Genomic DNA, 21,252 nt, shown 5'->3' with positions numbered 1-21,252 from the left:
TTTAAATGATAAGGAAAGAGCGCGGTATGGCGACTGTGTTGAAACAGGAATTTGACCATTATGACCACCGGATTTTGACCGAACTGCAAAAGGATGCCCGTATCAGCATGGCTGAACTGGGGCGCCGGGTGCACATGAGCCAGCCGGCGGTGACGGAACGGGTGCGTAAACTGGAGGAGACCGGGGTGATTACTGGGTATCGTGCTGTGGTGGACCCGGAGGCGCTGGGCTACCAGATTCGTGCCGTGGTGCGTATTGGCGGGCAGGCTCCCAGCTTTGAGCGTGTGACGCGCCTGATCAGTGAAAGCCCGGAAATCATCACCGCTTACAACGTGACCGGGGAAGACTCCTGGGTCATGGAGATTGCGGTAGCGAATGTGCGGCACCTGGACGAGGTGGTGACCAAGTTCAACAATGTGGCTGCCGAAACGTCCACTTCCATCATTTTACGTGTGGTGAAATCGCAGGTGGTTTTGCAGCCGCCTTCAGGTGCCGGTAGCTGAACGGACGTGTTTTCCGTTTGCCAGCAGAGGGGACTATTGCGGCGTCAGCAGGGCCTGCCGGGTCAGCAGCAGCACCTGGTCTGCCCCGGCTGAGGTGGCTAACCACAAAGGTTGCAGTTGCGGAAACGCGGCTTCAAAGTAGTCGCGTTCATGGCCGATTTCAAGCACCAGAAACCCTTCTTCACTGAGCAGGGCCGGAACATGTTGGAGAAAGGGCCGGACAAAGTCCATGCCGTCTGCGCCGCCAGCCAGCGCCAGTTCGGGTTCTGCCCGGTATTCAGGCGGCAGCTCTTGCATGCTGCGGGCATTGACATATGGCGGGTTGCATAAAATCAGGTCATACGGTGCATGCTGTTTGATGGCAGGGGCGGAAAGGCCGTCGGACGCAAGCAGGCTGACACGCTGTTCAAGCTGGTGGCGTTGCAGGTTCATCTGTGCGACTGCCAGCGCGTCTGTGGAGATGTCGGTGGCGGTGACCACCGCATCGGGCCAGGCCAGTGCCGCGAGGATAGCCAGGCTGCCGTTGCCGGTGCACACGTCCAGAATATGGGGTACGGTATCGTCACGTGTTGTGACGGCAACTTCCAGCCACGGATCCGCCAGGCCCTCGGCCAGCACTTCGGCAATCAGGCTGCGTGGCACAATGGCGCGTTCATCAACGTAAAACGGCACCCCTTGCAGCCAGGCTTCGCGGGTGATGTAAGCGGCCGGCGTACGGGTTTCAATACGCTGCTGGATGGTGGCGTCCAGTTGCGCCAGTTGGGCCGGTGTCAACTGGCGGTCTTGCACACTGTCCAGGTCGTCCAGCGGCAGCCCAAGCCGCCACAGCACCAGCCAGACCGCTTCATCAAAAGCATTGGTGGTGCCGTGCCCATAACTTAAACCTGCTTGGGTAAAGCGTTCGCTGGTCTGCTGAATGTATTCACCGATGTGCATGCTTGATTCACGAAACAGGTCAGGCAATCAGCCGTTCCAGAACGCCCAGATAGATGTTTTTGAGGGGGTCGATATCGGCAACGGCCACATGCTCGTCAATTTTATGGATAGACGCGTTAACCGGCCCGAACTCAACCACCTGCGGGCAGATGGCTGCAATGAACCGGCCATCGCTGGTGCCGCCGGAAGTGGATAGCTCTGCATCAAGGCCAGTGTGTGTTTTGATGGAGGCCTGCATGGCTTCCACCAGAGCACCAGGTGGCGTGAGAAAGGGCATGCCGCTGAGCGTCCATTGCAAATCGTAGTCCAGCGCATGTTTTTCTAAAATGGCTGCCAGCCTTTCTTTCAGGCTCTCAGGCGTAGACTCGGTGGAAAAGCGGAAGTTGAAGTCCACTACCACGTCGCCCGGAATGACGTTGGAAGCGCCGGTACCGGCATGGATGTTGGAGACCTGCCAACTGGTGGGCGGGAAAAAGTCATTGCCCTGATCCCACTGTATTGTCACCAGTTCTGCCAGTGCAGGGGCCAGCAGGTGAATGGGGTTGCGTGCCAGATGCGGGTAGGCAATGTGCCCTTGGATGCCGTGCACCGTCAGAATGCCGCCCAGTGAACCACGGCGCCCGTTCTTGATCATATCCCCCAGTTGCGAGGTGCTTGACGGTTCTCCGACAATGCAATAGTCCAGCCGCTGTCCACGTTGTTTGAGTGCTTCGCAGACTTTCACGGTGCCATCAGTCGCGGGGCCTTCTTCGTCGCTGGTAATCAGCAGTGCGATGCTGCCGGCAGGGCGGGGGTGTTTGGCCAGAAATTCTTCACAGGCGACGGTAAACGCCGCAATGGAGGTTTTCATGTCGGCAGCACCACGGCCGTACAAATTGCCATTGCGCTCTGTGGGCGTGAAAGGGGGCGATGTCCAATGGTCAACGGGGCCTGTAGGCACCACATCGGTATGCCCGGCAAACACCAGCACCGGTGCATCTTGTTGCACGCCGGGGCGGATGGCCCACAGGTTGGAGACTTGTGAATGCGCGGGGCCGAATGGCATGGGCTCGCAGTTGAACCCTAAAGGCGCAAGCCGCCGGGCCAGCATGTGCTGGGCACCTTGGTCATCGGGGGTGGTAGACGGGCAGGAAATCAGCGCCCTGGTCAAAGCCAGGGCTGCATGGTCGGCGGAATGTGTCATGAATGGTTGATATTCAGTTCAATATCAGAGAAAACAGGCCCATCGTCTTCGGTGAAGGTGGGCATTTTTTTATCTTCTTTTTTGACACCGCGTTTGGGGTCGTTCTGCAAACGCCACAGCAGGTTGGATGGCGAATCGGCGTTTTCAATGCCTTCGGCCTGGGTGATCAGTTTTTCCCTGATCAGATAAGCCAGGTCTTCTTCAAAGGTCTGGCTGCCTTCGGCCAGCGATTTTTCCATGGCATCACGGATTTCGTGGAAGCTGCCTTTGGTGATCAGCTCGCTGATCAGGCGTGTATTTTCCATGATTTCCACAGCCGGGCGCAGTGCGCCTTCGCTGGTGCGCAGCAGCCGTTGGGAGACGATGGCTTTCAGCGCTGCGGCCATGTCGTTAAGCAGGATCGGGCGCACATCTTCAGAGTAGAAGCTCATGATGCGGTTCAGCGCTTCATACGAGTTGCTGGCGTGCAGTGTGGAAACGCACATGTGGCCTGAGTGTGCGTAGGCCAGTGCGGCGCTCATGGTTTCAGCGTCGCGGATTTCGCCGATGAAAATGCAGTCAGGCATCTGACGCAGTGCGTTTTTCAGCCCCGTGTTCAGCGATACCGTGTCTTTGCCGATTTCGCGCTGGTTGATGATGCTGCGCTTGTTGGTAAAGAAGTATTCAATCGGGTCTTCAATGGTCAGAATGTGTCCGGCAAGGTGGGTGTTGCGCAGGTCGAGCAAAGACGCAATGCTGGTGCTCTTACCGCAACCGGTGGCGCCCACAAACAGGATCAGCCCGCGTTTGGTCAATGCCAGGTCGGCCAGTGCTGGCGGCAGATTCAGGCTTTCAAATGCCGGCACGCTTGGAGGGATGTAGCGGATAACGGCTGCCAGTGAGCCTCTTTGGCGGAAACAACTGTAGCGGAAGTTGCCCACCGAGTCACGGTGGATACCGACATTGAGCTCGCCTGTCGTGTCCAGTTCATTCACCTGTTCGGCAGACAGTACGCTGACCAGCATTTCGCGCACTTTGTCGGCGGTCAGTTGCTGCTCTCCATTGACAGGAACCATGTTGCCATGGAGCCGGATCATAATGGGTGCATTGGCCGTGAGGTACAAGTCTGACGCAGATTTTTGCGCCATCAGTACCATCAAGCGTTCCATTTTAGGTGATGTCATGGTTTTTCCCTCCTACTCAATAACTTCTGTTCGCTATCACCGCCATTGGTCGTGTATTCAGCGTGCGGTGATAGGGTACCATGGATTATTCCCGCAATAAATCGTTCAAACTGGTTTTTGCACGTGTTTTGGCGTCGACGTGTTTGACAATGATCGCCGCGTACAACTGGCATTTGCCATCAGCAGATGGCAGTGTACCGGGGACGACCACCGAGCCTGCCGGAATGCGGCCATAAGAGATCTCTCCGGTCGTGCGATCATAAATTTTGGTGCTCTGGCTTAAGAATACGCCCATTGAAAGCACACTGTTTTCTTCCACAATCACGCCTTCAACCACCTCGGAACGCGCGCCAATAAAACAGTTGTCTTCAATGATAGTGGGGTTGGCCTGCAAAGGCTCCAGTACCCCACCAATGCCCACGCCGCCGGACAGGTGAACGTTTTTGCCGATTTGCGCGCAGGAGCCGACCGTGGCCCAGGTATCTACCATGGTTCCTTCATCCACATAGGCGCCAATATTGACAAAAGAGGGCATCAGTACCACATTTTTACCTAAAAAGCTGCCGCGCCTGGCAGTAGCCGGCGGCACCACGCGCACGCCCGAACTGGCCAGTTCAGCCAGAGGGTTGGCGGAGAATTTCTGCGGCACTTTGTCAAAAAAGCTCAAAGCGCCGGATTGCATGATCTCATTATCCTGCAACCTAAATGAGAGCAGGACAGATTTTTTGATCCATTGGTGTGTAACCCATTGACCATTCAGCTTTTCAGCCACACGCAGTTTGCCATGGTCGAGTTCGTTGATGACGTAGTTGACTGCATCCACCACTTCTTTCGGGGCAGAAACGGGAGAGATACTGGAGCGGTTTTCCCAGGCGGAATCGATAATGGTTTGTAATTGTTGGGTCATAACTATGGTAATGAGTGAAATAGGTTCAAAATCAATGATCAAACACAGATTTTACAGATTGCCGGAAGAAACGAGTATTTGCGGTGATTTGTCGCATAAAAGTAACATAATACTGTAGTTCATGCTTGGGTGCCATGTTTTCCCGCAAGCAACAGGCGCTGCATGCGCAGTGCCGGAGCGCATCAAGATGCAGAGATGCGGTTCAATCAGCGGTAAAGCTGTAACGGCTTTTCATTGTGGCATGGTTGCATGTCTATGCCCGCGCACTTTTTTCGGTGAAATATCCAAGCTGGGGCAACGATGCTAACTCCATACCAGTGCGCAGCGGGCGTGTGTTGGATATACGTTGGATGCCGGGTGGCATAAAAGTGTTATGAATTAGGCGGTTTTTTGTTTCTCTCTACATGCCGCTAAATAACAGGCAATGGCACGCATTTGCCTGCATTGGTGTTCAACCACAGGTATAGCGCTTACAATGAAACGGAGACAGTGCCTTATGAAGGTAAGGGCGCAACCCAATGCAGAACAATGAAAGTGATCGAGTATGGCGTTTCCTGTTAAAAAGCTGATTCCTGCGGCCATTGTTGCAGTTGTGGTAGTTGCCGGATACTTCATGTGGTCGGAAATGCGCAACAAAGGCCCGGGAGAGGGTTTTATCAGTGGCAATGGCCGTATTGAAGCTACAGAAATCAATATTTCTGCCAAGCTGGCCGGGCGCATCGAGCAGATTCTGGTGCAGGAAGGTGACTTTGTTGAGGCCGGGCAGGCATTGGTCATTATGCAGACCGATACGTTGCAGGCCCAGTTGAACGAGGCCAAAGCACAATTGCAGCAGGCTATCAGCAATGAAGTCAATGCCAGGGCGCAGGTGGCGCAGCGCGTCAGTGATAAAGCCGCAGCGCAGGCGGTGCTGCTGCAGCGTGAAAGCGATGTGAACATTGCCAACAAGCGTGCGGCACGTTCTTCTGCTTTGCATCTTCAGGGGGCGGTGCCGGTTCAGCAGTACGATGACGACCAGGCCGAAGTGAAAAGTGCGCAGGCTGCGGTGACTTCGGCCAAAGCGCAGGTTGCGGTGGCTCAGGCGGCGATTGAGTCGGCACAGGCCAATCTGGACAGTACAACTTCAGCGATCAAAGCGGCGCAGGCAACGGTGGCACGGATTGAAGCCGATATTGCCGACAGTACCCTGGCCGCACCGGTGGGCGGGCGTATCCAGTACCGTATTTCACAGCCGGGTGAGGTGATGGGGGCTGGCGGCAAGGTGTTGAATTTGGTTGACCTGTCAGATGTGTACCTGACATTTTTTCTGCCGGAAACGGCTGTTGGCAAAGTGGCGCTAGGGCAGGAAGTGCGTCTGGTTCTGGACGCGGCGCCGGACCATGTCATTCCGGCGTATGTGTCTTATGTGGCCAGTGTGGCGCAGTTCACGCCGAAAACGGTGGAAACAGAAAGTGAACGCCAGAAGCTGATGTTCCGGGTCAAGGCGCAGGTCAGTCCGGAGCTGATGCAGTGTTTCATGACGCAGGTGAAAACCGGTTTGCCGGGCGTGGCCTGGGTGCGATTGGATCCTGAAAAAGAATGGCCCAGCCAACTGAGCAATCTGGTGCAGCTCTGTCAGAGTAACTGAAGCCAGGCCGGATGATGTCTGTTGCACCAGCCTCCAACGAACCGGCCAATGAGCCTGTGGTTCGTATTGCAGATGTGAGTCTGCATTACGGCAAAACGCTGGCGCTGGCCCATGTGAGCCTGGATGTGCCTTCCAACTGCATGGTCGGGCTGATTGGCCCGGATGGTGTGGGCAAGTCCAGCCTGCTGTCGCTGGTTTCGGGTGCGCGCGCCATACAGGAGGGTTCTGTTGTGGCGCTGGGTGCGGATATGCGCGATAAAGAGCAGCGCAATCTGGTGTGCTCGCGCATTGCCTACATGCCGCAGGGCTTGGGGAAAAACCTGTATCCGACGTTGTCGGTAGAAGAAAACCTGCAGTTTTTTGCCCGGCTGTTTGGGCACGATGCCGCAGAGCGCAGGCGCCGCATTGACGAACTGACGCGCAGCACCGGCTTGTTCCCCTTTCTGGACCGGCCTGCAGGCAAGCTGTCTGGCGGGATGAAGCAAAAGCTGGGCCTGTGCTCGGCGCTGATTCATGACCCCGACCTGCTGATTCTGGATGAACCAACCACCGGTGTTGACCCGCTGTCACGCTCTCAGTTCTGGGACCTGATCAACCGCATTCGCGATGAGCGCCCGCAGATGAGCGTGATTGTCGCCACTGCCTATATGGATGAAGCGCAGCGCTTTGACTGGCTGGTGGCAATGGATGCCGGCAAATTACTCGCAACCGGAACACCGGCTGAAATGCTGGCACAAACACAGCGGGATAATCTGGAGGAAGCTTTCATCCAACTGATGCCGGAAGAAAAACGTGCCGGTTATCAGCCAGTCGAAATTCCGCCGCTGCAAATAACCGACCAGACCCCGATCGCCATTGAAGCCAAAGACCTGACCCGGCGCTTTGGCAAATTTGTCGCGGTGGACCATGTCAACTTCCGTATTCCGCAGGGTGAGATTTTTGGTTTTCTCGGCTCGAACGGTTGCGGCAAATCGACCACCATGAAAATGCTGACGGGTTTGCTGCCGGTTTCGGAAGGCAAGGCGTGGCTGTTCGGGCAGGAGATTGACGCGCAGGATATCAATACGCGCAAACGCCTGGGCTACATGTCACAGGCCTTTTCGCTGTACAGTGAACTGTCTGTGCACCAGAATCTGGTGTTGCATGCGCGTCTGTTTGGTGTGTCGCAGGCCAAGATTCCTGCGCGTGTGGATGAAATGCTCAAACGTTTTGGGCTGGAGCAGGTGGCGGACAGCATGCCGGACAACCTGCCACTGGGGGTGCGCCAGCGGCTGTCATTGGCCGTGGCGGTGGTGCATAACCCTGAAATTCTGATTTTGGATGAGCCGACATCGGGCGTGGACCCGATTGCGCGTGACGATTTCTGGCGCCTGCTGATTGAGCTGTCGCGCAAAGACAATGTCACGGTGTTTATTACCACGCACTTCATGAACGAGGCCCAGCGCTGTGACCGCATTTCGCTGATGCACGCCGGCAAGGTGCTGGCCAGCGATACGCCGGATAACCTGGTACAGGCGCGGCAGGCGCAAACGCTGGAGCAGGCGTTTATCGACTACCTGATTGATGCCGGAGCAGGTACCAACGATGAGGTGCAGGACAAGAAGGATGCGAAAACAGATGAGAAAACAGAAGCGCCGCCGGTACCGACCGAATCCAAGGCATCTGTACACCAGCACCCTGGCATGTTCAGTTGGAACCGATTGGTTGGCTGCATGTGGCGTGAGGCGCTGGAGCTGTACCGCGATCCGATCCGGCTGACGCTGGCCCTGCTGGGCGCTGCCATTTTGATGCTGGTGATGGGGTACGGCATCAGCATGGATGTGGAAGACCTGCGGTTTGCCGTGCTGGACCGGGACCAGTCGGGGCTGAGCCAGAACTACACGCTGAACATCGCGGGATCGCGCTACTTCATTGAACAACCGCCTTTGCAAAGTTATCAAGAGCTTGACCAACGCATGCAAAACGGCGATATCACGCTGGCTATTGAGATTCCTCCCGGCTTTGGACGCGACATTGAACGCGGAGATCCGGTTGAGGTTGGCGTGTGGGTGGATGGCGCCATGCCCATGCGTGCAGAAACCATTCGGGGTTACATTCAGGGCATGCATCAGGGCTGGCTGGTGGAAAAGGCCACCGAGCGTATGGGGGTGGGCACAACCAGTACCGCCACCGTGGAAACGCGCTTCCGCTATAACCCCGATGTGAAAAGCCTGCCGGCGATGGTGCCTGCGGTGATTCCCATTCTGCTGCTGATGCTGCCTGCCATGCTGGCGGCACTTTCTGTGGTGCGGGAAAAGGAACTTGGCTCCATCATCAATCTGTATGTAACGCCGGTGACTCGCTCCGAGTTTTTAATCGGCAAACAACTGCCTTACATTGTGCTGTCGATGCTGAGCTTCATGCTGCTGATCTTCATGGCGCTGACCATTTTTGCCGTGCCGATCAAAGGCAGTTTTCTGACGCTGTTTCTGGCAACATTCCTGTACTGTGTGATTGCCACCGGCATTGGCCTGCTGGCCTCCACAGTGACACGCAGCCAGATTGCCGTGCTGTTCCTGACCATGGTAGGCACCATGCTGCCCGCGATTCAGTTTGCCGGGGTGATCAACCCGGTGTCCACGCTGGAAGGTGGCGGGCGGCTGATTGGCGAGATATATCCGACCACCTATATGCTGATCATCAGCAGGGGCGTGTTTAACAAGGCGTTGGAGTTTTCTGACCTGTATGCCTCTATTGGGGCATTGCTGGTGATGATTCCGGTGATTCTGGTCGTCAGCATTTTGCTGCTCAAGAAACAGGATAAATGAGTATGCAGGCACTGACCAATATTTTCCGGCTGGGTGTCAAAGAACTCTGGGGGCTGCTCAGAGACCCGGTCATGCTGGTGCTGATTGTCTATTGCTTCACCCTGGCGATTTACGTGGCAGCCACCGCCGCGCCTGACTCGCTGAGCAAGGCCAGCATTGCGATTGTCGATGAAGATGACTCACCCCTTTCCAGGCAGATTGCCTCGGCGTTTTATCCGCCCATGTTCATTGCGCCGGTGCGGGTGACGCTGGAAGAAGTGGACCCAGGCATGGACAAAGACAGCTTTACCTTTGCGTTGAATATTCCGCCGGATTTTCAGCGTGATGTGCTCAGGGGCGACAACCCCCAGATTCAGCTCAACGTGGATGCCACCCGCATGACGCAGGCATTTACCGGCAACGGCTATATCCAGCAGATTGTGCTCAGTGAGATCGCCGAGTTTGTTCAGCGCTACCGCAGCGCGGATACGATGAGCGTGGACCTGACCATGCGCTCGCGTTTTAATCCGAACCTGACGCAGTCCTGGTTTGGATCGGTCAATGAAGTGATCAACATGGTCACCATGCTATCCATCATCCTGACCGGGGCGGCCCTGATGCGCGAGCGCGAGCACGGCACGATCGAGCACTTACTGGCCATGCCGGTGACGCCGTTCCAGATCATGCTCTCCAAGGTCTGGTCAATGGGGCTGGTGGTGCTGGTGGCGACCGGGTGTGCGCTGGTGCTGGTGGTGCGGGGCGCAATCCATGTTCCGATAGAGGGCTCTATCGGCCTGTTTCTGCTGGGTGCAACGCTGCACCTGTTTGCAACCACGTCAATGGGTATTTTCATGGCAACGGTGGCGCGTAGCATGGCGCAGTTTGGCATGTTGCTGATTCTGGTGCTGCTGCCCATGCAGATGCTCTCCGGCGGTACCACGCCCAGGGAAAGCATGCCGGAGTTTGTGCAAAACATCATGCTGGTGGCGCCGACCACCCATTTCATCGAACTGGGGCAGGCCATACTGTTCCGCGGCGCGGGGATTGATGTGGTGTGGAAATCGTTCCTGTTTCTGGTAGTGATCGGGGGCGTTTTCTTTACAGTGGCGCTGACGCGCTTTCGCAAAACCATCACGCAGATGGCTTAGGCCTAAGCCGTTGTCCTTCTTCCTTGCTTCTCACCTATCCTTTTTCTTGGTTTGAACGCTAGCATATTTTTTTATGCTCCATAGCCGTGCCTGATATGGGCGAGGCGCGTATTCGGCCAAGATGACAGCGTTTCAAATGGGGGTGTGCATTCTGTACATAATAACGGTTTGTGCTGTAAGAAAATAAAACAAGGAAGTATGAAGTCATGAGCGTCATCAAAGAGATTCAACAGCAGGAGCAGGTATTTACTGCAATCCGGCGTGATATTCATGCGCATCCGGAAGTGGCCTACGAAGAAGTGCGCACTTCAGATCTGGTTGCCAAACTGCTTGAGCAGTGGCACATCAAGGTGCACAGGGGGTTCGGTAAAACCGGGCTGGTCGGTGTGCTGCATGGCGCCAAGGGGGCAGGGCAGAAGACCATCGGCATCCGGGCTGATATGGATGCGCTGCCCATGCCGGAATATAACCGCTTTGCCCATGTGTCCACGATTCCGGGGCGCATGCATGGCTGCGGGCACGATGGCCACACCACGATTTTGCTGGCCGCCGCACATTACCTGTCTGAGCACCGGGATTTTGCCGGCACCGTGAATTTCATTTTTCAACCGGCGGAGGAGGGGTTTGCCGGCGCCAAAGCGATGATGGATGACGGATTGTTTGACAAATTCCCATGTGATGAAATTTATGGCCTGCATAATCTGCCCGGGGTTCCTACAGGCAAGCTGGCTTTTGTCAAAGGTGCGGCGATGGCCTCGTCCAATACCTTTGAAATCACCATCAAGGGTGTTGGCGGACACGCTGCCATGCCGCACAAAACCGTGGACCCGATTGTGATTGCCAGTGAAGTGGTGGGTGCGTTGCAGACGGTGATTTCCCGCCACAAAAATCCCGATGCCGGTGGTGTGCTGTCCGTCACGCAGTTTCATGCGGGCGATGCATTCAATGTGATTCCGGATGAAGCGCGGCTCAGCGGAACGGTACGGACATTTGATGACAAGGTACTGGACGACATTGAAAACAATATGCGCCGTATTGTTGAAACCCTGCCGCAGATGCACGGCGGCAGCGGGGTGCTTGATTTCAGGCGGATTTACCCGACGCTGGTGAACTGGGATGCGCCGCTGGCATTTGCGATGGAGGTGGCGGAAAACACATTCGGAAAAGACCATGTGATTCCTGATTTCCAGCGCCTGAGCGGTTCTGAAGACTTTGCATTTTTCCTGCAGAAAGTGCCCGGGGCTTATCTGTGGCTGGGCAATGGCGATGGTTCCCACCGCGAGGCGCAGTATGAAGGCATTGGCCCGTGTGAGCTGCATAACCCCAACTACGATTTCAACGACACGCTGCTGCCGGTCGGGGCGACATACTGGGTGCGGCTGGTGGAGGCGTTTTTCCGGCGTGCTTAAGCCGGGTGAAATGAATTTTGAAGTCCGGTTGTGTTGCGTCAACAGATCCGGGCCATACGCTGTTTTAATCAGGCATTGGAATTGCGGCAGCAATAGCAAGGCGGCGCACACAGGTGTGCTATCCACAGAAAAGGGGTTATTGACATGAGTCTGATTGATGAGATCAAGGCTTCACATGCAGAGTTCACCAGAATCCGGCGTGATATCCATGCGCATCCGGAATTGTCGTATGAAGAGATACGCACATCGGACCTGGTCGCCAGCCTGCTGACGCAGTGGGGTATTGAAGTGCACCGCGGTCTTGGTAAAACCGGCCTGGTCGGTGTGCTGCGCGGAACCGCAGGCAGCAGCAAGCGTGCCATTGGCATCCGGGCCGATATGGATGCGCTGCCGATGCCCGAGCACAACCGCTTTGCGCATGTCTCCACGATTCCGGGCCGCATGCATGGTTGCGGTCACGACGGGCATACCGCCATTTTGCTGACAGCGGCACATTATCTGTCCAAGCACCGCGATTTTGATGGGACGATCAACTTCATCTTTCAGCCGGCGGAAGAAGGCGGTGCCGGAGCCAAAGCGATGATGGATGACGGTTTGTTTGAGCGTTTCCCGTGCGATGAGATTTATGGTCTGCATAATCGGCCGGCTTTTCCCACCGGGCATTTTGGCTTTCGCAAAGGCGTGGCAATGGCTTCGGCCAGCGAGTTTGAAATTGTCATCAAAGGTGTTGGCGGACACGCCGCCATGCCGCACAAAACAGTTGATCCTGTGGTGATTGCCGCCGAGATGATCATGGCGCTGCAGACGGTGGTTTCGCGCCATAAACATCCTGACGAGGCGGTGGTGCTTTCGGTCACCCAGGTGCATGCGGGAGATGCGTTCAATGTCATCCCGGACCAGGCGGTGCTGCGCGGAACGGTGCGCACGTTTAATATGCAGGCGCTTGATGACACGGAAAATGCCATGCGCCGTATTGTTGAAGCGCTGCCCAAAATTCATGGCGGCAGTGGTGAGCTGAAGTTTGACCGGGGTTATCCGGCACTTTCCAACTGGGATGGCCCGACGGATTTTGCCGCCTCTGTGGCAGAGGAGGTGTTTGGCAAAGACCGGGTGCAGCGTGATTTTCCGCGCCGCAGCGGCGGGGAGGATTTTGCTTTTTACCTGCAAAAGATTCCGGGCTGCTACTTGTTTTTGGGCAATGGCAGCGGCGAGCACCTGGACTACCATTACGAAGGCATGGGGCCGTGCGAAGTGCATAACCCCAACTACGATTTCAATGATGCGCTGCTGCCTATCGGCGCGACTTACTGGGTGCGGCTGGCACAGGCATTTTTTGCACGGAAGGCATAACGATTCCCGGGCCATTGAATTGGCTTACAGATTTTGTTTTTATTCGGTTGCTGGCCGGTTATTTTGTGGTATGGTTCAAAACTGAACTTCCCTGGATATATTCAACATGTTCGTTTTGTGAAAGGAATGCTATGCAGTCTCCGAAATCACGTTTCTTGCGCATGGTGCTGGCGGCCTCGGTCGCAACCGCAGCCATGCTGTCCGGCACACAGGTACTGGCCAAAGACCTGGTGATCGCGCTGCGGTCTGAGCCGACTTCGATGGACCCGCACTACCATGCGCTGACCTCCAACATTCAGGTTACCCAAACGCTGTTTGATCCGCTGGTGTGCCGTGATGCCGTCATGGCACCGAAACCCTGCCTGGCAGAGTCATGGAGTGTGGATGGCAATGTCTGGACGTTTAAACTGCGCCCGGATGTGAAGTTTTCCGACGGCTCGCCTTTGACCGCCGAAGACGTGGTGTTTTCGCTCAAGCGGGTGCCGCTGGTGCCTAACAGCCCGTCACCGCTGACGATTTATCTGCAGCAGGTGGTCAATGTGGAAGCGGTTGACCCGCTGACCGTGCGCATCACCACCGCAGAACCCTACCCGCTGGTACCCAACAACATGGCAGGGCTGCCGATCATGTCGGCCAAGGCCGCAGCAGGCCCGGCTCCTGAAGGCAAGACTACAACGCAGTTGAATTCTGGCGATGGTCTGGTGGGTACCGGCCCGTACCGCTTTGTATCGTGGCGGCGCGGCTCGGAACTGGTTTTTGAGCGCAACCCGTATTACTGGGGTGAAAAGCCGGCATGGGACCGGGTGATCTACCGTCCGATCAACAATCCGGCATCGCGTATTGCCGCATTGCAGGCAGGCGATGTGGATTTTGTTGAAGACCCACCGGTGGAAGATTTGAAACGCCTGCAGGATAACCCGAACATGCGTGTGGTGGTGCAGGGGCCCAGTTACCGGCTGGTGTATATCGGGCTGGATTCAGACCGTGACAACCCGCCCGGCATTACCGGCACCAATGGTGTGAACCCGCTCAAAGACCATCGCGTGCGTGAAGCGATGTCGCTGGCGATTGACCGCAAGGCACTGGTCGAGCGCGTGATGAACGGCATGGCCACGCCGGCGGCACAGTTGTCGCCGTACCCGATGTTTGGCGCCAGCAAAGAAATGATGGAAGTGCCTGCGGCCAATGTGGAGCGCGCCAAAGCCCTGCTGGCGGAAGCCGGCTTCCCGAACGGTTTTACGCTGGTGCTGGGTTCGCCGAACGGCCGTTATATGAACGATGTGAAAGTTGCGCAGACACTGGCTGCCATGTGGGCGCGCATCGGTATCAAGACATCGGTGGATGCTTCGGCACCATCGGTCTTTTTCTCCAAGGCGCAGAATCTGTCTTACAGCGCCTACCTGATTGGCTGGGGTGCGGGGTCGGGTGAAATGTCCAACCCGCTCACGGCGCTGGTCATGACGGTGGATAAGGAGCGTGGGCAGGGGACCACCAACTATGCGCACTATTCCAACCCCGAGATCGACAAGATTGTGATGCAGGCGCGCTCTGAGCTGGATGATGAAAAACGCCTGGCTTTGCTGCAACAGGGCAATAAAATGGCGATGGCAGACTTTGCATTGCTGCCGATTCATTTTGAGCACTCGGTCTGGGCCATGAAGCGCGATATTGACTACAAGGGCCGTATGGACCAGATGACCATGGCGCTGGAAATTACGCCAGCCAAATAAAGCCTTTTGTGAAATAGAAGACGCCATGTGAAACCAGAAGCACATTGTGTGTTTCTGGTTTTTTCATGCGGACGATGCAGGAAGTGAGGGTGGTATGAGTCTGATTGATGAGATCAGGGTGTTTCACGACGAGTTCACACAGATCAGGCGTGACCTTCACGCACACCCGGAGCCGGCATTTCAGGAAACGCGCACAGCCAAAATCATTACTGAGCTGCTGGCGGCGTGGGGGCTTGAGGTGCACACAGGTGTCGGGCAGACCGGTGTGGTCGGTGTTCTGCGCGGCAGCGCTGGCAAAAGCCGGCGAGCCATCGGATTGCGGGCGGATATAGATGCATTGCCGATGCAGGAAAAAACCGGGCTGGCACATGCGTCAACGGTACCCGGCGCCATGCATGGTTGCGGGCATGACGGGCATACCACCATCTTGCTGTATGCGGCAAAATGGCTGTCGCAGCAGCGCGATTTTGCCGGGACGGTGAATTTCATTTTTCAGCCGGCGGAGGAGTTGCCGCCGGGCGGTGCCAAAGCGATGCTGGACGATGGTTTGTTCGAGCGTTTTCCGTGTGATGAAATCTATGGCCTGCATAACCGGCCCGGCTTGCCGTTAGGGCACATCGGGTTGACTGCGGGGGCGTCTTCGGCGTCGTCCAATTCATTTGAAATCACCCTCAAGGGTGTTGGCGGGCACGCGGCCATGCCGCATAAAACGGTAGACCCGGTGGTCATTGGCGCCGAGGTGGTGCTGGCGTTGCAAACGCTGATTTCACGCCATAAAAATCCGGATACGGCCGCGGTGCTGTCGGTAACGCAGTTTCATGCGGGTGATGCGTACAATGTGATCCCGGACGAAGCGGTGCTTAAAGGCACCATGCGTACCTTTGATATGCAGTTGATTGACGATATAGAGGCCGGTATGCGCTGCATGGTGGAAATGCTGCCGGCCATGCACGGCGGCAGCGGTACACTGAATTTTGAGCGGGGCTACCCGGTGCTGCTTAACCATGAGCCGCAGCGCCAGTTTGCCATTGCCGTGGCGGAAACGCTGTTTGGCAAAGACCATGTGGATACGCACTTTCCGCGCCGCAGCGGCTCAGAAGATTTTGCCTACTACCTGCAGAAAGTGCCGGGCTGCTTTGCGCAACTGGGTATTGGCAACAATACCGATGGCGGGCAGGGCGTGCGTGAGGTGCATCACCCGTGTTACGACTTTAACGATGAAGCCTTGCCTTACGGCGCGGCGTTCTGGGTCAGCCTGGTACAGGCGTTTTTTGCACGCAGATAAAACCGCGAGGGCAACGGAGATTTGCCCCCAGACTGACAGGCTGTTTTTACCGTCTTTGTTGCTGCGGTTTTAATCACACACCATCCGGCGGACAGTCTGGTACATCTGCCTGCCCTGCGGATGGACCCGCACCATTTCCTGTTTATTCCCAGGAGCGTTTACCTGTTGCCAGTGCGAAAATAGTGCAGGTATCTGCGCATATGCGCTCACCATGAACGATCAGCCGGCAATGAATAACGGCAGTGGTTTCATACAGGTTTTTCCTTGCGTTGGGCGTGTTAGGCGCATTGGGCGTTATGGTTTCCTTTTCGCGGCAAACTCGGCAATGCGGTGCGCGGCTTCCAGACACTCCTCCACATCGGCCACCAGTGCCAGTCGCAGGCGCGATGTGCCGGGGTTGAAGCCGTTCATGTCACGCGCCATGTAGCTGCCCGGCATGACGGTGATGTTGTACTGCGCCATCAGGTCCCGGGCGAATTCGGCATCGCTGCCGGGCACTTTGGGCCACAGGTAGAAGCTGGCGTCAGGCATGGGGACTTCCAGTACTTTTTGCAGTACGGGGACCACCTGGGCAAATTTTTGCCGGTACAGCTCGCGGTTGGCGTTGACGTGCGCTTCATCGCTCCAGGCGGCAATACTGGCGTGTTGCACAGTCAGGCCCATCATCATGCCCTGGTGCAGGCGGTAGGTGAGGTAGGGCTTGATGATTTGCTCATCGCCGCTGACAAAGCCCGAGCGCAGTCCGGGCGCGTTGGAGCGTTTGGACAGGCTGGTCACTGCCACTAGGCGGCGGAAGTCGGTACGGCCAAGTTGGGCGGCGGCTTCCAGCGCACCCAGTGGGGCTGTGTCGCCAAACCAGATTTCGCTGTAGCATTCGTCCGAAATGATGGTAAAACCATAACGGTCGCTGAGCTCAAACAACTGCTTCCACTGTTCCAGCGGTATGACGGCACCGGTGGGGTTATCGGGCGAGCAGACGATCAGCACCTGCGTTTTCTGCCAGACGTTTGCAGGCACTTTGCCCCAGTCCACCAGAAAGTGGTTGTTTTCTTCGCCGTAAACAAAATGCATGTTGACACCGGCGAGCGCAGCAGCAGATTCATACACCTGAAAAAACGGGTTTGGGAAAACGACCGTGGCGTCAGGGGCTGTGGTATCGGTCAGAAAATGCACCAGTGAAAACAGCGCCTCTTTGGAGCCGCTGACAGGCAACGCCTGTGTGGCCGGATTCAGGGTCACGCCATAGCGGCGCTGAGTCCAGCCGGCAAATGCCTCGCGCAGCGCTGGCAGTCCGACCATGGCCGGGTAGTGCGAGATGCCATCCAGATGGCTGATGATGGCATCTTTGATCAGCTTGGGCGTGGGGTGCTGGGGTTCGCCCAGCCCCAGGTTGATATGGCGGTATGCCGGGTTCGGGGGAATGCCTGTATAAAGCTCGCGCAACCGCACAAAAGGAGAAGGCTGCAAACGTGACATGTAAGAATTCATGATAAGGTAAACTCAGTCTGTAAAGGGTTTTGGCCTTTTGGGCCCGAGGGCAGGTTATCATCGTAGCGGTAAGCGCCAGGGATGATGCATATGTGTGGTCTTGCCTGACCAATAGGCTTATTATCCGTTTTATAGGAAAATAAGGCGTATTTTTTGACGTTATCGTAAGAGCATTTCTGTGCGGCTGACATCTATCAAATTATCAGGATTTAAATCATTTGCTGAACCGACCCAGTTCCAGGTGCCTGGACAACTGGTCGCCGTTGTAGGGCCCAACGGGTGCGGCAAGTCCAATATCATCGACGCTGTGCGCTGGGTGCTGGGGGAGTCGCGTGCTTCGGAGCTGCGCGGCGAATCGATGCAGGATGTGATTTTCAGCGGCACGACGACACGCAAGCCGTCCAGCCGCGCCAGCGTTGAACTGGTGTTTGACAACTCGGAACACCGCGCAGGCGGGCAGTGGAACCAGTATGCCGAAATTTCCGTGCGCCGGGTGCTGACACGCGATGGCAATTCCAGCTACATGATCAACGGGCAGACGGTGCGCCGGCGCGATATTCAGGACGTGTTTCTGGGTACCGGGCTGGGGCCGCGTGCATATGCCATTATTGGGCAGGGTACGATCAGCCGGATCATTGAATCGCGGCCGGAAGACATGCGCCTGTTTCTGGAAGAGGCTGCAGGCGTGTCCAAATACAAGGAACGCCGGCGCGAAACGGAAAACCGCCTGCATGATACACACGAGAATCTGACGCGTGTGCAGGATATTTTGCGCGAGTTGAACGCCAATCTGGACAAACTGGAAAAGCAGGCGGAAGTGGCGGGCCGTTACCACGATTTGCAGAACGAAGCCACGCTCAAGCAGCATCAGTTGTGGTGGCTCAAGCAGCAGGAGGCCAAGGCCGAGCAGCAGCATATCGGGGCCCGCATTGAACAGGCGCAGGCGGCGCTGGAAGGCCGCATGAGCGACCTGCGCAAAACGGAAAGCGAGCTCGAGACCATACGCCAGGCGCATTATGCGTCAGGCGATGCGGTGAACCAGGCTCAGGGTAAGTTGTATGAAGCCAGCGCTGAAGTGGGCAAGCTGGAAGCCGAGATCCGTTTTGTGGTGGATGGGCGCAACCGCGCGCAGCAGCGCATGACAGAATTGAAGGCGCAGGTGGAATCCTGGAGCGGGCGCAGACAGCAGGCGCTTGACGAACTGGAAACCATCAGTGCCCAGATGCTGGAGGCTGAAGAGCAGGCGGCTTTGCTGCAGGCCCAAAGCGAAGAAGAAGGCGGGCGCACGCCCGAGCTGGAAGAAGCGCTGCGGCGCAAACAGCAGGAGGCTTCGCAGCAGCGTAATGCTGTACTGCAGGTACAGCAGCAGATTCAACTGCTTTCTACCGAGCAGGGGCTGGTGGATGACCAGTTGCGTGCGTTGACACAGCGCCATGAGCGGCTGACGTCTGAAAAATCGCAATTGACATTGCCGGACCAGGAGCGTCTGGACAAATTGCGGGCACAACTGGTACAGGACGAGCAGAGCCAGGAAGTGCTCAATGCGCAGCTTGAGGAACTGGCTGCCACCTTGCCGGACCTGGCAGAAAAAAGCCGTAACGAGCGCGAGCTGGTGCGCACCGAACAGGCCAAGCAGACCGAGCTGGACGCCCGTTTGCAGGCACTGCGCGCCTTGCAGGAAAAAGTGCAGACCGATGGCAAGCTGCAACCCTGGCTGGAAAAGCACGGGCTGCAAAGCCTGACCGCACTGTGGCACCGCCTGCATGTGGATACCGGCTGGGAAGCTGCGCTGGAAGGCGCTTTGCGTGAACGGCTGGCGGCGCTGGAAGTGGGCCAGTTGGAACGCCTGCAGGGGTTTGCCAAGGATACACCACCGACCCGACTGACTTTCTATACCCAGGCACAGGTGGCTGCACCGGCGGTTGCCGCAGCTGGCAAGCGTGCACTGGTGGACAAGGTAAAGATCAATGATCCGGCGCTCAAGGCATTGCTGGCTGATTGGCTGCACGGCTGCTGGGCGATAGATTCGCTCAGCGATGCACTGGCACAGCGCCAGACGCTGGGCGCCGGTGAGGCGTTTTATGTGGCGGATGGCCATGCGATCACGCAGCATTCGGTCAGTTTTTATGCGGCCGATTCCGAGCAGTCCGGCATGCTGGCTCGCCAGCAGGAAATGGAGAACCTGGAAAAGCAGATCAGGGCACAGGCTTTGATTGTGGAGCAGGTGAAAGCCGCATCCATGCGTGCCGATATGGCGCATGGCCAGGCAGAGCAGAAACTGGGCAGTTTGCAGCAGCAGTCTAAGCAGCAACAGCAGCAGGTGCACCAGTTGCAGGTGGAGGTGTTGCGGCTTTCGCAGCAGGCGGAGTCTGCCCAGGCACGGCACGCCCAACTGGGTGACGACCTGGCAGAAACACAGGCGCGCATGGAAGACCTGCAGGAGCGCAGGGTTGCTGCGGAAGCGCGTTTTGAAGAACTGGATCTGGCGCTGGCGAACGAGCAGGAGCGCCAGGCGCGGCTGGATGAGGCGGTGATGGCTGCCGAGCGCGTGTTGTCACAGGGGCGTGAGCAGGGCCGTGCGCTGGAAAACCGTGCGCAGGAAGCCCGGTTTTCGGTACGGACGTTGCAGGCCCGCCAGCAGGAATTGCAGCGGGGCATTCAAACGGCGGAGCAGCAGGCGCAGTCATTGCAGACAGAAGACGAGCGCTTGCGCACGGAGTTGTCGCAGTATGACGATGCGGCAGCGCAGACCGGCTTGCAAGATGCGCTGGAAGTCAAGGTGGCGTGCGAAGAAAAACTGTCGCTGTTGCGTTCGGAATATGATGATTTGACGCAGCGTTTGCGTGCAGCAGATGAGCAGCGCATGCAAATGTCGCATGAGCTTGATCCGCTGCGCCAGCGGGTGACAGAACTGCAACTGAAAGCGCAGGCTGCGGAAATTGGCTTTGACCAATATGCCGAGCATCTGGCACAGGCGGAAGTGGACCTGGAAGCGCTGGCGCAAAGTGTTGAAAACGATGGCGTCAAGCTCAGCGGGCTGCAATCGGAAATTGACCGCTTGCAGCGTGCCATTGCAGCGCTGGGTGCGGTGAACCTGGCCGCGCTGGAAGAGCTGAGCGCCGCACGTGAGCGCAAGACTTTCCTGGATGCGCAGGTGGGCGATTTGAACGAAGCGATCACGACACTGGAAAATGCCATCCAGAAAATTGATGCACAGACGCGCGAGTTGCTCACGCATACGTTCAATACCGTCAATGACCATTTTGGCCGCATGTTCCCGGAACTTTTCGGTGGCGGACATGCCAAACTGGTGATGACGGGTGACGAGATTCTGGATTCAGGTGTGCAGGTGATGGCACAGCCGCCGGGCAAGCGTAACAGCACGATTCACCTGCTTTCGGGGGGTGAAAAAGCGCTGACAGCGATTGCGCTGGTGTTTGCGATTTTCCAGCTCAATCCGGCGCCATTCTGTCTGCTGGATGAGGTGGACGCACCACTGGATGATGCCAACACCGAGCGATATGCCAAGCTGGTGACCAGTATGTCCAAGGAAACGCAGTTCCTGTTTATTTCACATAACAAGATTGCGATGGAAATGGCTGAGCAACTGGTTGGGGTGACGATGCAGGAGCAGGGTGTATCGCGCATTGTGGCGGTGGATATGGCCGCTGCCATGACCATGGCAGAAGTCTGAGCGAAAGAGCTGTCCCTGCAAGCAGTGGATGCGGCGAAAAATG

14 protein-coding genes are annotated in these 21,252 nt (G+C 56.8%); 9 read left to right on the top strand and 5 right to left on the bottom strand.

Translation table 11 applies throughout. From position 1 onward, the window contains the following. The first annotated feature begins 26 nt into the window (after positions 1–26). Entirely contained in the window at positions 27–503 is a 477-nt protein-coding gene (locus CUZ56_RS10840; protein WP_126980415.1) for an Lrp/AsnC family transcriptional regulator, read from the top strand. Positions 504–536: 33 nt separating this feature from the next. Here CUZ56_RS10840 and prmB read toward each other — a convergent pair whose 3' ends face one another. The 4 genes from prmB to dapD all read right to left on the bottom strand — a co-directional run bounded on the left by prmB (position 537) and on the right by dapD (position 4,692). After that, the gene (prmB, locus tag CUZ56_RS10835) at positions 537–1,439 is read right to left on the bottom strand and encodes a 50S ribosomal protein L3 N(5)-glutamine methyltransferase (RefSeq protein WP_126980414.1); all 903 of its coding nucleotides are present in this window, start codon (positions 1,437–1,439) and stop codon (positions 537–539) included. Positions 1,440–1,458: 19 nt separating this feature from the next. After that, positions 1,459–2,622: a succinyl-diaminopimelate desuccinylase gene (dapE, locus tag CUZ56_RS10830; RefSeq protein WP_126980413.1), complete on the bottom strand. Its 1,164-nt coding sequence runs from the start codon at positions 2,620–2,622 to the stop codon at positions 1,459–1,461. Continuing rightward, the gene (locus tag CUZ56_RS10825; protein WP_126980412.1) at positions 2,619–3,785 is read right to left on the bottom strand and encodes a PilT/PilU family type 4a pilus ATPase; all 1,167 of its coding nucleotides are present in this window, start codon (positions 3,783–3,785) and stop codon (positions 2,619–2,621) included. The genes dapE and CUZ56_RS10825 overlap by 4 nt, the downstream gene beginning before the upstream one ends. Before the next feature lie 85 nt (positions 3,786–3,870). After that, positions 3,871–4,692: a 2,3,4,5-tetrahydropyridine-2,6-dicarboxylate N-succinyltransferase gene (gene dapD, locus CUZ56_RS10820; RefSeq protein WP_126980411.1), complete on the bottom strand. Its 822-nt coding sequence runs from the start codon at positions 4,690–4,692 to the stop codon at positions 3,871–3,873. A 544-nt stretch (positions 4,693–5,236) separates the two neighbouring features. On the opposite strand from dapD, the gene CUZ56_RS10815 reads away from it, so the two are divergent. The 7 genes from CUZ56_RS10815 (at position 5,237) to CUZ56_RS10785 (ending at position 16,027) form a co-directional block, all read left to right on the top strand. Beyond that, positions 5,237–6,319, top strand: a complete 1,083-nt coding sequence (locus tag CUZ56_RS10815; protein WP_126980410.1) for an HlyD family secretion protein — start codon at positions 5,237–5,239, stop codon at positions 6,317–6,319. 11 nt (positions 6,320–6,330) lie between these two features. Further along, positions 6,331–9,126 carry a ribosome-associated ATPase/putative transporter RbbA gene (gene rbbA / locus CUZ56_RS10810; protein WP_404948038.1) on the top strand — a complete coding sequence of 932 codons (2,796 nt, stop codon included), beginning with the start codon at positions 6,331–6,333 and terminating at the stop codon, positions 9,124–9,126. 2 nt (positions 9,127–9,128) lie between these two features. Continuing rightward, on the top strand, positions 9,129–10,253 hold the full coding sequence (locus tag CUZ56_RS10805) for an ABC transporter permease (protein ID WP_126980501.1): 1,125 nt from the start codon (positions 9,129–9,131) through the stop codon (positions 10,251–10,253). 206 nt (positions 10,254–10,459) lie between these two features. Next, a complete protein-coding gene (locus tag CUZ56_RS10800; RefSeq protein WP_126980409.1) occupies positions 10,460–11,662 on the top strand; it encodes a M20 aminoacylase family protein in 1,203 nt (400 codons plus the stop codon). A 144-nt stretch (positions 11,663–11,806) separates the two neighbouring features. Further along, entirely contained in the window at positions 11,807–13,012 is a 1,206-nt protein-coding gene (locus CUZ56_RS10795) for a M20 aminoacylase family protein (protein WP_126980408.1), read from the top strand. A 131-nt stretch (positions 13,013–13,143) separates the two neighbouring features. After that, a complete protein-coding gene (locus CUZ56_RS10790; protein WP_404948037.1) occupies positions 13,144–14,742 on the top strand; it encodes an ABC transporter substrate-binding protein in 1,599 nt (532 codons plus the stop codon). Between the two features lie 94 nt (positions 14,743–14,836). Beyond that, entirely contained in the window at positions 14,837–16,027 is a 1,191-nt protein-coding gene (locus CUZ56_RS10785; protein WP_126980407.1) for a M20 aminoacylase family protein, read from the top strand. Between the two features lie 294 nt (positions 16,028–16,321). On the opposite strand, the gene dapC is transcribed toward CUZ56_RS10785, so the two are convergent. After that, complete coding sequence (gene dapC, locus CUZ56_RS10780) at positions 16,322–17,515, bottom strand: succinyldiaminopimelate transaminase (protein ID WP_126980406.1); 1,194 nt, start codon at positions 17,513–17,515, stop codon at positions 16,322–16,324. A 178-nt stretch (positions 17,516–17,693) separates the two neighbouring features. On the opposite strand from dapC, the gene smc reads away from it, so the two are divergent. Then, complete coding sequence (gene smc, locus CUZ56_RS10775) at positions 17,694–21,209, top strand: chromosome segregation protein SMC (RefSeq protein WP_126980405.1); 3,516 nt, start codon at positions 17,694–17,696, stop codon at positions 21,207–21,209. Positions 21,210–21,252: the final 43 nt, after the last annotated feature.

This window comes from Saezia sanguinis, from assembly GCF_003991585.1.
Lineage (GTDB): Bacteria > Pseudomonadota > Gammaproteobacteria > Burkholderiales > Burkholderiaceae_C > Saezia > Saezia sanguinis.
This window is presented reverse-complemented; position numbering and strand designations above follow the sequence as displayed.